Here is a 14,165-nt window from a genome sequence, read left to right as displayed (position 1 = left end):
TTCTCAGATTCGTTGCGGAGCGACACGCAAACGGAAGCGCGGGAGCGAGACTTCGGGTGTCACCGCTTCGAAGACCACCTGGACTTCGTCGCCGATCTTCGGCACGTCGTTGGGAACTTCGACGATGTTGCTGAACATGCGCGGGCCTTCCTCAAGCTGGATCATGGCCACGTTGTAGGGCACGTCCTGCTTGAATGCCTGGTTGTAGACCTGGTGGTAGATGACATAGGAGAAGATGGTTCCGCGCCCGCTCAGTGTCCGCCATTGGTGCTCATACGCCAGGCACCTGGGGCAGACGTGGCTGACGGGAAAGCGAATGTGGTCGCACGCGCTGCACTGCTGCATCGCGAGACGGCCTTCCCTGGCCGCATCCCAGAACGGCCGGTTGCTGTCGTTGAGTGTCGGCAGGGGCTTTAGGTATTCGTCCATGGCGATCAGCCCTTCCTCAGGATGTTGGCGTTAGCGGTGTTCAGTTCCCGCCCGCGTCCAGTGACGAGGCAGACCTCGGCGCCGGCCACTTGTCGTGGCCCGCATTCCCCTCGCATCTGGCGCACGCCCTCGACGATGTGGAGCCACCCCTCCATGTACGATTCCGACAGGTTGCCGCCCGCCGTGTTGATCGGAAGCTCGCCGCCGAGGCGGATGCGGCCGTTTTCCACGAAGGCGCCTGACTCCCCCACCTTGCAGAAGCCGCCGTGCTCGAACCACAGGAGCACGCTGCTCGTGAAGTTGTCGTAGAGCTGCGCGACGTCGATGTCGCGCGGTCCGACGCCTGCCATGGCATAAGCGTCGTTGATCGCCAGCTTCTGGTGCGGCACGTACCACCAGTCCGGGTTGTCGAGGTTGCGCGTGGTGTAGGCCTGCCCGATGCCGGAGATCAGGACCAGGGATTGCTTGAGGTCGCGGGCCCGCTCTCGCGTGGTGACGATTACGCAGACGCCACCGTCGGAGATCAGGCAGCAATCCAGCAGGTGCAATGGCTCGACGATCCAGCGCGATGCCTGGTGATCGTCGACCGTGATCGGGGTGCGCATCACCGCATTGGGATTGAGCGACGCGTGATAACGGCAGGCGACGGCGATCTCGCCGAGTTGCCGGCTCGTGGTGCCATACAGGGCCATGTGGCGGCTAGCCGTGATGGCGCTGTTGCCCGCGGCAGCCTGGAAGCCCCAGATTCCCCAGGAGTCTCCCCAGCCGGAGGCGCGGTCGAATCGGTAGCCGCCCGTGGCGGCGGTGTCGCCGAAGACGCAGGCCACGTAGTTGGCCATCCCCGCATTGACCGCCAGCACCGCTTGCTGGAGGAGGGCGCCGGCGGTGCCGCCGCCCATGTTGAAGGTCCCCGTGAATCGGGGATCGATGCCCAGGGTCTCGCCCACGCGCAGGTAGTTGAGCGGGCCTTCCGGCGATGTCGTTCCCGCCATCGTCATGAGGCCGTCGATCTGCTCCTTGCGGAGGCCCGAGTCGTCCAGGGCACGTTTGAAGGCTTCGACGGCCAGGGTGAGGGGGGTGGAGCCCGGCAGCCTGCCTTGCGGCGAGGCGCCAACGCCGACGATGGCAGTCTTGTCGCGAAGTGGGTGCATAGGTGTTCCTTAAGTTTCTCGCGCTAGCGAAGGACCTGCTCAGCGACCAGTTCGTCGTACAGTTCTTCGCTGAAGTCGAGCAGTTCGCGCAAGACTTCGCGTGTGTGTTGGCCGAGCAGAGGCGCCGCGCTGCGCACCTGCACCGGGGTGCCGGCAAAGCGGAAGGGCGGCATGTTGTACAGCGCCGGACCCATCTCGGGATGCTCCAGGGAGACCCAGTGTCCGCGGTGTGCCAACTGCGGATCGCGCTCGACGACGTCAGAGGCGTCCTGTACCACTCCAGCCGACACACCTGAAGCCTGCAACTTCTCCATGAGAGACGTCGCATCGTGCGGTCGCGTGGCTTGCGCGAGCCAGTCATCGAGTTCGTCCGCATGCGCGATGCGCGCTTGCGCCCGGTCCCAGCGAGAGTCCAGGGCCCACGGTGGGCGGCCCAGTGCTTCGCGAAGTCGGAACCACCCCTCGTCGTCCCGCACGGCAATCGCGATCCAACGGTCTTCCCCGGCACAAGGGTAGACACCGTGCGGCGCCATCGCTGCATGGCGGTTGCCTTGGCGCTGCTGCACGCGGCCATTTGCGGTGAGGTCCAGGAGCGTGGGGCCCAAAAGGGCCACGGTAGGCTCGACCTGGGCCAGGTCGATGAATTGGCCTTCCCCGGTGCGCCGGCGGTGACGCAGAGCGGCCAGCAGCGCGAAGGCAGCGTGACAGGGATTCGGGATGTGGTCGGGATAGTTGGTTCCCGTGCCCGCCGGTTCGCGTTCGGGCAGGCCGCTCAGTTCGTGCAGCCCGGTGAGGGACACCATGCTCGCACCGTAGCCGAGGTAGGAGCGCTCGGGCCCTTCGGAGCCAGCCATCGACATGGCGAGATAGATGATGTCCGGCTTCACCTTGCGAACGTCGTCGTATCCGAGCCCGAACTTCTGCATGACGCCGGGGGTGAAGTTGTTCGAGATGACGTCGCTGTCCTCGAGCAGCTGCTTCACGATCGCCAGTGCGCGCGGGTGCTTCATGTCGATCGTGATGCTCCGCTTGCTCGTGTTGCGGTCGGCGAAGTAGCCGCTGCGGTTCACGCCAGAGGCGCCGTCCTTGTAGGGCGGAGCGAGCCGTAAGGAGTCCAGGCGGGCGGCGCTCTCGACCTTGATAACATCCGCGCCCATGTCGGCCAACAACTTTGTGCAGTAGGAGCCTGCGCCCAGCCAGCAGAAGTCGAGAACGCGGATGCCGGACAGCGGGAGTTCGGAATCGGTCTTCACAGGCTCGCCTCCGCGGCGATGGCAACGGTGGCACCGCGCCCCGCTTCACGCCAGACTTCTTCGTTGTGCTGGCCCAGGCGCGGCGCCGGGCGTTGCACGCGCCAAGGCGTGCCGGACAACTTGTAAGGCGCCCCGGGCATCCGAAGTGTGCGACCCGCCACGGCGCCGACAACATCGACAAAGTGACCTCGGCTGCGCAGCTGCGGGTTCTCCAGGATGTCCGCGGGCGTGTTTACCGGGGCGATCGGGATCTGGCGCGCCTGACCCGCGTGATACAGGTTCGCCTTCGAGCGCGGCGCGGCCCAGGGAATGAAGAGTTCGTTGAAGCGCCGCTTCGCTTCATCGGACTGCAGGTATTCCACCTGCTGCCACTTCGGCAGCGAGAGCTCCTCGACGCCCGCCATCCCTTCGTCGGCGAACCACTTGATCGTACGCTCCCAGAACCGGTTGGCGCCGATGCCGCCGGCCATCAGGAACACATAGCCGTCGCTGCAGGCATAGACGCCCGTTCCCGCGAAACGTTGCTCGCCGGCCCAGCGCTTGCGGACCGTACCTTCCAGGTCATAGAACTGGATGGCGTTCTCCATGGCCAGGACAACCGCTTCCTGCATCGACACATCGATGTGCTCGCCACGCCCCGTGAGTTCGGCCTGCGTCAGGGCAATCATCGCGGCGACCGCGCCGTACATGTTGGCGCACAGGATGGCCTGGTCGCCATGGACGCGCATCGGCGCGCTGTCCGGGTATCCGCCCAGCGAGAGAAAGCCGCCGAGCGCGAGCGCCACGATGTCTTCTGCCTGGTACTGCGCATAGGGACCGGTCTGCCCGAAGGGCGTGATGCTGAGCATCACCAGCCCGGGGCGCAGCTTGGCCAGCGTGTCGTAGTCGAGGCCGCGGGAGGCCATCGTGCCTGGTGCGGCCGTCTCGATAACCAGGTCGGCAGTGGCCACGAGCGAACGCAGGCTGTCTTGGTCGATCGGCAGCTTGAGGTCGAGCGTGATGCCGCGCTTGCTGGTGTTGTGGTACGCGAAGGCCAAGCTGGCCTCTATACCGGGCGTGTCGTCGAGATAAGGGGGCTGGTGACGCAGCGCGGAGCCCTGCGGCGGCTCGACCAGCACCACGTCGGCGCCCAATTCAGCGAAGAGCTTGCCGGCGTAGTTGCCCAGCGGGCCCGAAAGGTCAAGCACCCGCAGCCCGGTCAGAGCGGCTGTCGGCTGGTTTTGATGTGAGTCCATAGTGTGGAGTTCCGATGGCGAGGAGCGATTGAGGCGGAGTCTAGCGGTGTTACCCTTGCAATGCAAGGTCGCTCTTGCTATTCTCCGTTCCGTTGACGGAGAACCTCCGACAATAAAGCCCACATCGTGGACTAACGTCGAAACCACCAGGAACCAGCCATGGCCCGCGAATACAAGGACATCCTCGTCGAGCACCGTGATCACATCGCTCGCATCACCATCAACCGCCCCAAGTCGTACAACGCCTTCACCGGTGACACGCTCAATGAGCTCACGCTGGCGTTCGAGGACGCCGGCGCCGATCCGACGATCGGTGTGATCGTCCTAACGGGTGCGGGGAACAAAGCCTTCTGCGCGGGTGGGGACGTCGGCTGGGAAGCCAAGGGCGGCAAGGAGCGGACGCTGCTGGAGCCGTACATGCTCCACGTGACGATCTCGCGCTGCCCCAAGCCCGTGATCGCGCGCGTGAACGGGTATGCCATCGGCGGCGGCAACCACCTGGCCTACTACTGCGACTTCACGATTGCGTCCGAGAACTCCACGTTCGGCCAGAACGGTCCTCGCGTCGGCAGCGTGCCGGCGAGTCCGCTACCCAGCTATCTGTCGAAGATCATCGGCCACAAGCGCGCGAGAGAGATGTGGATGCTGTGCCGCCGCTACACCGCCAATCAGGCGATGGACATGGGCCTGGTCAACGCAGTCGTGCCCGCCGATCAGCTGGACGCGGAAGTCGATCGCTGGTGCGAGGAGCTCCTGAGCGCGTCCCCCACGGTGCTGCGCGTCATCAAGGCCGCCTTCGTCGCCGAGTTCGAATACCTCTTCGGCCACAACGACTCGCATCGCCGCCAGATGGTCGCCCCCGACTTCTGGTCCACCGAGCAGAAGGAGGGCACGAGCGCATTCGCCGAGAAGCGCAAGCCGAACTTCCGCCGCTTCCTGAAGCCGCGCTGACCTTTCCCGAACCTGGAGACATCGATGAAAGCACCTCTCTCGCACATCCGTGTGCTCGACCTGAGCCGCCAGTTGGCCGGGCCGTGGTCGGCGCAGATGCTGGCCGATTTCGGCGCGGACGTGATCAAGGTCGAGCGGCCCAAAGTTGGTGACGACATGCGCCACTACGGCCCGCCCTTCTTGAAGGGGCCGGACGGGAAGGAAACGCAGGAATGCCCGTTCTTTCTTGCCGCGAACCGCAACAAGCGGTCGGTGACGATCGACATCGGCAGCAAGGAGGGCCAGGACCTCATTCGCCGGATGGTGGCCCATTGCGACGTCGTGATCGAGAACTACAAGGTCGGCACGCTGCAGCGTTATGGCCTGGGCTACGAGGATCTGAAGAAGATCAAGCCCGACCTCGTGTACTGCTCGGTGACCGGCTATGGCCAAGACGGGCCGTACCGGGATCGCGCGGGCTACGACTCCGTGCTGCAGGCCATGAGCGGCATCATGAGCATCACCGGGGAGCCGGACGATGTTCCCGGGGGTGGGCCGCAGAAGACGGGCATGCCGGTGAGCGACTTCTCGGCGGGACTGTACGCCACCGTCTCCATGCTGGCCGCGCTCATGCATCGTGAGCGCACCGGTGAGGGCCAGTACATCGACATCGCGCTGCTGGACACGAGCATGTCGCTACTGCCCGTGGAGATCCTGCGTCATCTGCAGCTGGGCGAGACCCCGAAGCGCCTGGGACTGAAGAGCCGCAACATGGTGCCTGCGCAAGCCTTCCACTGTGCGGACGGGCAGCTCGTGCTCGCAGTCGGCACCGACGATCAGTTCCGCAAGCTCATGCAGGGCCTTGGTCGCGCCGAGATCGGCACGGACCCGCGCTTTGAAACCAACCGCCTGCGCAAGCAGAACCGCGACGCGCTCATCCCCCTCCTCGAGGAGCTGTTCAAGCAGCAGAGCGTCGCGCATTGGGTGGACACGCTGAGCGCGCGCGCCGTCCCCTGCGGGTCGGTGAACGACATCAGCCAGGTGTTCAAGGATCCGCATGTCCGCCATCGCGGGATGCGGATGGAGATGGACCACCCCACCATCGGAAAGGTGCCCCTGCTGGGCAACCCAGCCAAGCTCTCGGTGACCCCTCCGACCTACCGTCGCGCTCCGCCCTTGCTCGGTCAGCACACTCGCGAGGTCCTGCGCGAGTTCGCCGGCGCCGACGACGCCATGCTCGTCCAGCTCGCGGACAAGGAAGTGATCTGAGCGCCATGGGTGGTACCAGGCTCCCTTCGGACACGACGCGCACGCTCGCGCGATGGGTGTCGGCGCTGCGCTTCGAGGACCTGCCCGGCGAGATCGCCGAGGCGGCGAAGCTGCAGATTGTCGACACGCTCGGGGTGGCGTGGGCCGGCTCGAAGGCGGAGTCCGTGGACCAGGTGCGCAGGGTCATCGCCGACACCGGTGGCGCGCCGCAGTCGCGCGTCTGGTGCTTTGGCGACCGGCTGCCGGCAACGCAAGCGGCCTTCGTGAACGGCATGCTGGCGGCGGCGCTCGACTTCGACACGCTCCATGAGCGAGCCAACGTTCACAGCGACGGCGTCGTACTGCCGGCGGTGATGGCGCTCGCGGAAGTCCGCGGCGCATCAGGCGCCGAGCTGATAGCCGCGCTGGTGGCGGGTGGCGAATTGATGGTTCGCCTGGGCCTCGCCGCGCGAAGCGCACCGGGGTGGTTCTACTCGTCGGTGTTCGGAGCATTCGGCGCCGCCGCGGCAGCGGCGAATCTCCTTCGCTTGACAGAGGCGCAGGCCCTGCATGCGATGGGAATCGCCCTCAGCCAAGCCTCCGGAACGCAGCAGCCGTTGCTGGAGCGCAGCCTCACGAAGCGCCTGCAGACCGCGTATGCGGCGCGACAGGGTGTCGAGGCGGCCCTTCTCGCCGAAGCAGGCGTGACGGGTCCGACGCAGCCCCTGGAAGGCCTTGCGGGGATCGACACGCTCTATACGCAGCTGGATGCCGATTTCCTTGGGGAACTCGGCGACCGCTATGACTCGCTCGGAATGACCTTCAAGAAGTACGCGAGCTGCATGTGCAACCACACGCCGATCGAAGCAGCGCTCCGGCTGTGCTCCGAAACCGGCGCGCAATCGGCTGACATCGAAAGCGTGCTGGTCACGATCTCGCCTTTCATGCACCGGCTCACTGGAGCGCCCTTCGTTCCGGGCGACAACCCCCAGGTGAGCGCTCAGTTCAACGTGCGCTATTCGGTTGCGAGCGCGCTGGTGCGCGGCCGCTTCGAGCCCCGCGACATCGAGCCGGCGGCCGTGCTCGACGCCGGCGTGCTGGATCTCGCGGCCCGCGTCGAAGTTCGCTTGGACGAAAGCGCGGAGCGTTTCGGCCCGGCGCGACTGGATGTGCGCTGGCGTGGCAAGGGCGGGCATTCCATCACCGTTCAGGTACCGCCGGGTACGCCGGGCGACCCGCTGCCTGAAGCCGAGATTCTCGCAAAGGCGCGAAGCGCCTTCACCCACGCCGCCGTTCCGATGGGCGCGGACTCGGCCGACACATTGATCAGTAATCTGCGGTCGCTCGAGCGCTGCCCCCGCGTCGGCGATGTGCTGGACCTCCGCTCTTAACCATCAACCCCAGGAGACTTTCATGAAATCCAATTCCACCGCGGCCTCGTTACCTGGCCGTCAAACATTCAAGTTGGTGCGTGTCCTCGCCGCAGCGCTCGCCTCTGCAGTCATGGCGACGCAGGCCGCTGCGCAAGCGGCCTACCCAAACCGGCCCATCCGCATGGTTGTCGCTTTTGCCGCGGGCGGCTCGACCGACGTCGTCGCCCGCTCCATCAGCCAGAAGCTCGGCGAAGCGCTGGGCGTGCCCGTCGTCATCGACAACAGAGCGGGAGCCAACGGCACCGTGGGAAGCGACATCGTCGCGAAGTCGGCCCCCGATGGTTACACGATCATGATGGGCGAGGTAGGCAGCCTCGCGATGGCGCCGGGGCTCTATCCGAAGCTGCCATACGACCCTGACCGCGACTTCGTGCCCGTGACGCTCGTCGCACGCACGCCGCTGCTGGCGGCGGTCAAGTCTGACAGTCCCATCAAGTCGCTCGCCGAACTCATCGCCCGCGCGAAGAGCAACCCCGGCAAGTTGAACTATCCCTCGTCCGGTGCCGGCGGCCCGAACCACCTCGCGGGCGAGTTGTTCAATATGCAAGCCAACGTTAAGACCCAGCACATCGCATACAAAGGCGGCGGCCCCGCTGTCCTTTCGCTCGTCACCGGCGAAACTGACTTCGGCCTGTTGAGCCGGGTCACGATCGACTCGCAGTTGCAGTCGGGCCGGCTGAAGCCGCTGGCGGTCGCTAGCGATCAGCGCCTTGCCAACATGCCCGACCTGCCGACCTTTGCCGAAGCAGGGCTCCCGGGCTTTACAGCGGAAACCTGGTTCATGGTCGTGGCGCCGGCCGGCATCCCGCCAGCCATCGTCAACAGGCTCAATGCCGAGATCGCGAAGATCCTTCCCACCCCCGAGATGAAGGAGCGCTTTGCAAAGATGGGCGCGTTCGGCGTGGGGAACACGCCCGACGCGGCGGCCGCGTTCCTGAAGGCCGAACTCGCGAAGTGGACGCGTGTGAGCAAGACCGCCAACATTACTCTGGACTGATCTTCGAGGGAGGCAAGGGTGCCCATCCGCGACGATGTTCCGGGGGGCCGTCATCGCCTCCCAGGGCCGGATCGCCATAGCGGTGCCGGCCCGTCCCCTGCGATGCCAGGGGGTACGCAGAGCATCCAACGGGCCGTGATGATCCTGCGCGAGCTCGGCTCGCGCAACCGGGAAGGTGCACGCCTATCCGAGCTGGTCCACTCCCTCAAGCTGGAACAACCCACCGTGCACCGGATGCTGCGCTCACTCCTGGCGGAGCAAATGGCGACCCAGGATCCCGAGACAAAAAGATACTATCTCGGACAGGCCATCTTCGAGCTCGGTCTTGCGGCAGGCCATCGGTTCGGCTTGAAGTCGCTGTGCGAACCGATTCTGAGCAGCCTGTCGTCGCGCACCAGGGACACCACATTCCTGGCGGTGAGGAGCGGCGACGAATCGGTGTGCCTGGACCGACGTGAAGGTGAATCCCCCGTCAAGATCTTTACGCTCGCTGTGGGCGACCGGCGGCCGCTCGGCGTGGGGGCTAGTGGCATGGCCTTGCTGTCTGCCTATCCCGCGGAGGAAGTTCGACGCGCGATCGAGTCGAACCGGGAGCGCCTGGCCAACTACGGCGAAAGAAATCCTGCCGGCTTGATGGAGCGCGTGCTCGAGGCGAAGGCCCGCGGCTATTCGGTGAGGGACTTGCCAGGCTATGAGGGCATTCGCGCAATCGGGATGCCCGTGGTGGATCCGCAAGGAAGACCGATCTGTGCGCTGAGCATTTCCACGCTCGTCGCGCGCCTGACTGGTGAGAACTTCGAGCAGAGACGCCAGCTTCTGCACCAACACTGCGAAGCCATTGCCCGCCTCGTATCGCGTGGGACGTGATCGCTTCGGCTTTCCCCTCCTTGGGGAAGCCGAAGCGTCCTGCCTCTGTCCGGTCGCTCCGGAAGTTGGGACGCCCCTCAGGCCTGACGGCGGCTGCCCAGCATCAAGTCCGCCGCGATGTTCGCGATGGCGAGCACCGGTGCGTGCGTGTTGCTGCAAGGAAGCGTCGGCATGACGGACGCGTCCACGACCCGCAACCCATCCACGCCACGTACCCGGAGCGCCTCGTCCACCGGCGCGGACGCGTTCTTGCCCATCGCGCACGTGCCGGCGTAGTGGAAGTAGGTCACGAAGGTCTTGCGCACGAAGTCGGCGATCTCGGCCTTCCCAGCACCACGCAGGCTGAACTGGTCCAGGCGCATGTCGGAGAACGCCCTGGAATTGCCGATGGCGATGCCCATCTCCATGCCACGCACGTACGTGTCGATGTCTGCCTGCTCGGCAAGGTAATTGGGGTCGACCAGCAACGGAGAGGCCGGGTCGGCGCCAGTCAGGCGCACACTACCGCGGCTCTTGGGCTTCATCAGCCCCGGCATGACCGCGAAGCCTTCGTCAAACTTGATGTCCGGCGAACCGAAGACGTTCTGCCGCCCGAGAATCTGGATGTCGGGCCCGGCCAGCGATGCGCTCGACTTGAGATATGTCGTCCCCGAGACACCGGTGCCCTCGAAAGCGGGCATCTTTGCCTTGGACCGGAAGTAGATGCGGGTCAGGACGTGATCCTGCAGGTTCGCACCGATCTCCCGCCGGTCCGCAACGACGGCGATGCCGAGCTTGCGAAGATGGTCGGCGGGCCCCACGCCAGACAGCATCAGGATTTTCGGGGAGTGGATGGCGCCCGCGCAGAGCACGACCTCCTTCGCCGCGGCGAAGCGGCGTTCCTGGCCGGCAACCGTCGTCACCACGCCCCGGCACTTGCCGTTGACGATGTCGAGTTTCCAGACCGGAGTTCCCGAGAGCAGGGTGAGATTGCTGCGCGCCAGCGCGGGCAGCAGGAAAGCGTGAGCAGCGGAAAAGCGCCGCCCGTTGGCGATGTTGTGGTCCGTTTGGCTCGCACCGAGCATGCTTGCGCTGCCGTTGATGTTCTGCTTTTCGGGGATGCCCTGTTCTTTCGAAGCTTCGATCATGGCCCGGGTCACCGGGTGCGACAGCGCGGTGGTTTGGGTCGGGATCGGGCCCGAGCCGCCCCGGAATTCACTTTCGCCGCCCGCATACCGCTCGAGCCTCTTGAACCGGCCGGCAATGGAAGTAAAACCCCAATCCGGACCGGCCAAGGCTTCCCACTCGTCAAAGTCAGCCTTGTCGCCCCGGAGCCACATCATCGCGTTGATGCTGGATCCCCCTCCGATGATCTTCCCGATCGGCACGGGAATCACGCGGTTGCCGAGGTGAGCCTGGGGCACGGTGTTGTTGCGCCAGTCCGTGTCTGCGCCGATGTTGGTGGGCCACTGCAGCGGCCCGGAAATGCGCTCCTGCTCGATGTCGGTGCCGCCGCCTTCGATGACGAGCACGCTGGCGTTGCCGCCCTGCGACAGGCGATGCGCCATCACGCAGCCTGCGGCGCCGGCCCCGACCACGATGTAGTCGTATTCGGCCTTCAGGTTGGCATTTTGCGCGGCCTGGTTGGTTTGGGCGAGCGCGGCGTGCTCGGACATTTCGTACGCCGAGGCGGTCGCGATGCCGAGCGATGCGAGCCCCTGCAGAAAGGTCCTGCGGCTGATGCGGCCACGGTAGGCGGCGTCGACCAGTGCGTTGATCTCTTCGCCACGTTGCAATTTGCGGTCCATTGCTTGTCTCCTTCTTTCCGGGTCAGTGGGTTAGTGCGGCCTCGCCGCGCATGGGGAATCTCAGATCGCCAGCTGGTCGCCGATGGGCAGCCGGCGGATGCGGGTCCCGGAGGCGGCGAAGATCGCGTTGCAAAGCGCCGGTGCCACGGGTGGCAGTCCGGGCTCCCCGACGCCTCCCGGCGCGACGGAATGGTCAGATGGAGTCAGGTGACAACGGATCTCGCGCGGCGCTTCCGCGTGCCTGGGCAGGGCGTAGTCGTGGAAGTTGCTCTGCTGGACGCTGCCGTCCTTGAAGGTGACCTGCCCGTGCATCGCAAGGCCGAGGCCCATGATCACGGAGCCTTCCAGCTGCGACCGGATGCGGTCCGGGTTGACGTGCGGCCCGCAGTCGATCGCGATGTCCACGCCAAGGATGCGAAGGCCTCCTTTGGCATCGACTTCGACTTCGATCACCGCCGCGGTGTAGCTCACGAAGGTGTTCGCGACCGCGATGCCCAGGCCGCGCCCCCTGGGCAGGCGCCGGCCCCAGCGGGCGCCCGCTGCCGCCAGCTCGATCACGCGTCGCATCCGCCCGGTGTCGATCGGGTAGCGCTCAGGCGACTCGCCGTAGTTGACCTGATCGGCGAAGATCCGCGGATCGATGCGCCGGTCGGGCCCGAGAAGCTCGACCAGATAGTCCTTCGGGTCGCGCCGCGCCGCGACCGCGAGCTCGTTGATGAAGCATTGGACGGCGAAAGCGTGCGGAATGTTGTAGACCGACCGGAACCATCCAATGCGGGTGTGTGCCGCCACTTCCGGGGATTCGACCCTCACATTCGGAATGGCGTACGGCACGTTGATGGCGGTCATCCCCATCTCCAGGGGCCGCAGCATCTTGTTTTCGAGCGAGAAGGTCGCGCCGATGGAAGGCGCGGCAGAACGGTGCAGCCAGGCCACCGGTTTGCCTTGATCGTCCAGCGCCGCCTCCAGCCGCTCCACGGCCACCGCGTGGTAATACCCGTGCCGCAGGTCGTCGTCGCGCGTCCACTGCAACTTGACAGGCTTGCCGCCCATCTCCCTGGAGACTAAGGCGGCCTCCGACACGAAGTCCGACTTCGACTTGCGGCCGAAGCCGCCACCCAGCAACGTGACATTGACCGTCACCTGCTCAGGCTTGACGCCCAGGTGCGCCGCGACGTTGTCCCGCGCTCCTTGCGGCGCCTGCACGGGCGCCCAGATCTCGCACTGGCCGTCGACGATGCGCGCCGTGGCAACGAGAGGCTCCATCGTCGCGTGTGCAAGATGCGGCAAGTAGTATTCGGCCTCGACACGACGCGGGGCGCGGGCGAGCGCCGCCATCGTGTCGCCGTCGTCGCGCGCCGCTTTCGACGTCGTGCGGGCCGCCTTTTCAAGCGTGAGCTTGTAGGTTTCCGAGTCGTACGCGGCGTTGGGCCCGTGCTCCCACTCGAGCACCAGGGCTTCGCGCCCCTTGATGGCCGCCCAGGTGTTGTTGGCCACCACGGCGACACCGCCTAAGGGGTGGTGCGCCGCCGGCAGAGGCGTGCTTTTCAGTTCGATCACGCGGATGACGCCCGGCACCTGGAGCGTCTTTTGGGCGTTGAAGGACTTCAGCCGGCCACCCACGACGGGCGGGCGGGCCATGACGGCATACACCATGCCGTCAAGCCGAGTGTCGATGCCATACGCCGCGCTCCCCCGCACGATGTCCGGGCCGTCGATCAAGGGAATGTCGGACTTCCCGATGTAGCGGAAATGGGCCGGAGCCTTGAGCCTCAGCGTGTCCCGGGCGGGGACCGGTAGGGCGGACGCCGCAGCGGCCACTTCGCCGAACCCGAGCTTGCGTCCCGAGGGCCGGTGCACGAGTTCATGGTTCACCGCCTGCACTTCCGAGGCCGGCACTGCCCAGCGCGCGGCGGCCGCTGCTTCCAGCATGGTCCTCGCTGCTGCCCCGACGCGCCGCAACGGTTCGGTCCAATGCCGCATGCTGCGCGAACCATCCGTGTTTTGGTTGCCGTACTTCTTCTCGTCGCCCGGGGCTTGCGTCACGCGAACCCGCGCAAGGTCGGCTTCCAGCTCCTCGGCGACGACCATCGGGATGCTGGTGCGAACCCCCTGGCCCATTTCCTGGCGGTGGCAAACGACCGTGACGATGCCGTCCGTCGCGATGCTCACGAAAACTAGGGGGTTGTCGACCACGCCGCCAGGCATGCGATCGCCACCGTACTTCGGCGGTGGTGTCGGCGCCGCGGCTTGCGCGTACACCTCGCCACTGGGGGCAACGGCCAGCGCGAGGCCGGCCGCCACGCCCTTGAGTAGGCTGCGCCTGGTGGGATGGGACGACGAAGCGGGAGTTGGCGTTGCGGTGCTCATGCCCTGCTCCTGCGTTGGGCCGCAACCTGCTTGATGGCTGACCGGATCCGGGTGTAGGTTCCGCAGCGGCAGAGATTGCCGTTCATTGCTTCATCGATCTGGCGATCATTCGGGTCCGGCACGCGCTTGAGCAGCGCGACGGCGGCCAGGATCTGCCCGCCCTGGCAATAGCCGCACTGCGGCACACGAAGTGCAAGCCAGGCTGCCTGGACGGCTGCTCCCAGACCGTCAGTCTCGACATGCTCAATCGTCGAAACACGCTTGCCCGCAGCGGCGGAGATGGGAGTGATGCAGGAGCGTGTGGGCTCCCCCTCCACGTGCACGGTGCAGGAGCCGCACAGCCCCGCCCCGCAGCCGAACTTCGTGCCGACCATCCCGAGTTCGTCACGCAACACCCACAGGAGTGGCGTGTCCGCTGGGGAACTGACCTGCAATGCACGGCCGTTGATATTCAGATTCGTCAAA

General features: G+C 65.9%; 12 protein-coding genes. 5 read left to right on the top strand and 7 right to left on the bottom strand.

Annotated features, from left to right (window positions below; genetic code table 11):
* Positions 1-3: 3 nt before the first annotated feature.
* From AC1DSA_RS10775 to AC1DSA_RS10760, 4 genes are read right to left on the bottom strand one after another with little or no spacing between them, the layout of a single operon-like run.
* Positions 4-429 carry a Zn-ribbon domain-containing OB-fold protein gene (locus AC1DSA_RS10775; RefSeq protein WP_477888889.1) on the bottom strand — a complete coding sequence of 142 codons (426 nt, stop codon included), beginning with the start codon at positions 427-429 and terminating at the stop codon, positions 4-6.
* Between the two features lie 5 nt (positions 430-434).
* Positions 435-1,580 (bottom strand): thiolase family protein, encoded by a 1,146-nt coding sequence (locus AC1DSA_RS10770; RefSeq protein WP_477888887.1) that lies wholly within the window; start codon positions 1,578-1,580, stop codon positions 435-437.
* A 23-nt stretch (positions 1,581-1,603) separates the two neighbouring features.
* Positions 1,604-2,833 (bottom strand): CaiB/BaiF CoA transferase family protein, encoded by a 1,230-nt coding sequence (locus tag AC1DSA_RS10765; RefSeq protein ID WP_477888885.1) that lies wholly within the window; start codon positions 2,831-2,833, stop codon positions 1,604-1,606.
* Positions 2,830-4,068 (bottom strand): CaiB/BaiF CoA transferase family protein, encoded by a 1,239-nt coding sequence (locus AC1DSA_RS10760; RefSeq protein ID WP_477888883.1) that lies wholly within the window; start codon positions 4,066-4,068, stop codon positions 2,830-2,832. Before AC1DSA_RS10760 ends, AC1DSA_RS10765 begins: the two co-directional genes overlap by 4 nt.
* A 159-nt stretch (positions 4,069-4,227) precedes the next feature.
* Between AC1DSA_RS10760 and AC1DSA_RS10755 the strand changes: the two genes are divergently transcribed.
* From AC1DSA_RS10755 to AC1DSA_RS10735, 5 genes are all read left to right on the top strand, one after another.
* Positions 4,228-5,019: an enoyl-CoA hydratase-related protein gene (locus AC1DSA_RS10755; protein ID WP_477888881.1), complete on the top strand. Its 792-nt coding sequence runs from the start codon at positions 4,228-4,230 to the stop codon at positions 5,017-5,019.
* A 24-nt stretch (positions 5,020-5,043) separates the two neighbouring features.
* The gene (locus tag AC1DSA_RS10750; RefSeq protein WP_477888879.1) at positions 5,044-6,267 is read left to right on the top strand and encodes a CaiB/BaiF CoA transferase family protein; all 1,224 of its coding nucleotides are present in this window, start codon (positions 5,044-5,046) and stop codon (positions 6,265-6,267) included.
* Between the two features lie 5 nt (positions 6,268-6,272).
* Complete coding sequence (locus AC1DSA_RS10745) at positions 6,273-7,637, top strand: MmgE/PrpD family protein (RefSeq protein WP_477888877.1); 1,365 nt, start codon at positions 6,273-6,275, stop codon at positions 7,635-7,637.
* Positions 7,638-7,659: 22 nt separating this feature from the next.
* The gene (locus AC1DSA_RS10740; protein ID WP_477888875.1) at positions 7,660-8,676 is read left to right on the top strand and encodes a Bug family tripartite tricarboxylate transporter substrate binding protein; all 1,017 of its coding nucleotides are present in this window, start codon (positions 7,660-7,662) and stop codon (positions 8,674-8,676) included.
* A gap of 102 nt (positions 8,677-8,778) precedes the next feature.
* Complete coding sequence (locus AC1DSA_RS10735) at positions 8,779-9,543, top strand: IclR family transcriptional regulator (protein WP_477889154.1); 765 nt, start codon at positions 8,779-8,781, stop codon at positions 9,541-9,543.
* Between the two features lie 77 nt (positions 9,544-9,620).
* On the opposite strand, the gene AC1DSA_RS10730 is transcribed toward AC1DSA_RS10735, so the two are convergent.
* From AC1DSA_RS10730 to AC1DSA_RS10720, 3 genes are read right to left on the bottom strand one after another with little or no spacing between them, the layout of a single operon-like run.
* Positions 9,621-11,330, bottom strand: coding sequence for a GMC family oxidoreductase (locus AC1DSA_RS10730; protein ID WP_477888873.1), 1,710 nt, complete (start codon positions 11,328-11,330; stop codon positions 9,621-9,623).
* Positions 11,331-11,390: 60 nt separating this feature from the next.
* Complete coding sequence (locus AC1DSA_RS10725) at positions 11,391-13,700, bottom strand: xanthine dehydrogenase family protein molybdopterin-binding subunit (protein ID WP_477888871.1); 2,310 nt, start codon at positions 13,698-13,700, stop codon at positions 11,391-11,393.
* Positions 13,697-14,164: a (2Fe-2S)-binding protein gene (locus AC1DSA_RS10720; protein ID WP_477888869.1), complete on the bottom strand. Its 468-nt coding sequence runs from the start codon at positions 14,162-14,164 to the stop codon at positions 13,697-13,699. The genes AC1DSA_RS10725 and AC1DSA_RS10720 overlap by 4 nt, the downstream gene beginning before the upstream one ends.
* Between the last annotated feature and the right edge of the window lies 1 nt (position 14,165).

The organism is Ramlibacter sp. P4_H7 (assembly GCF_056400765.1).
The sequence above is the reverse complement of the archived record's forward strand: the minus strand, read 5'-3'. Positions and strand labels throughout refer to the sequence as shown.

Bases quoted from the DNA above. Each gene is read 5' to 3' on its own strand.
- AC1DSA_RS10725 (WP_477888871.1), bottom strand. From the start codon at position 13,700: ATGAGCACCGCAACGCCAACTCCCGCTTCGTCGTCCCATCCCACCAGG.
- AC1DSA_RS10770 (WP_477888887.1), bottom strand. From the start codon at position 1,580: ATGCACCCACTTCGCGACAAGACTGCCATCGTCGGCGTTGGCGCCTCG.
- AC1DSA_RS10755 (WP_477888881.1), top strand. From the start codon at position 4,228: ATGGCCCGCGAATACAAGGACATCCTCGTCGAGCACCGTGATCACATC.
- AC1DSA_RS10735 (WP_477889154.1), top strand. From the start codon at position 8,779: ATGCCAGGGGGTACGCAGAGCATCCAACGGGCCGTGATGATCCTGCGC.
- AC1DSA_RS10775 (WP_477888889.1), bottom strand. From the start codon at position 429: ATGGACGAATACCTAAAGCCCCTGCCGACACTCAACGACAGCAACCGG.
- AC1DSA_RS10730 (WP_477888873.1), bottom strand. From the start codon at position 11,330: ATGGACCGCAAATTGCAACGTGGCGAAGAGATCAACGCACTGGTCGAC.
- AC1DSA_RS10745 (WP_477888877.1), top strand. From the start codon at position 6,273: ATGGGTGGTACCAGGCTCCCTTCGGACACGACGCGCACGCTCGCGCGA.
- AC1DSA_RS10760 (WP_477888883.1), bottom strand. From the start codon at position 4,068: ATGGACTCACATCAAAACCAGCCGACAGCCGCTCTGACCGGGCTGCGG.
- AC1DSA_RS10740 (WP_477888875.1), top strand. From the start codon at position 7,660: ATGAAATCCAATTCCACCGCGGCCTCGTTACCTGGCCGTCAAACATTC.
- AC1DSA_RS10750 (WP_477888879.1), top strand. From the start codon at position 5,044: ATGAAAGCACCTCTCTCGCACATCCGTGTGCTCGACCTGAGCCGCCAG.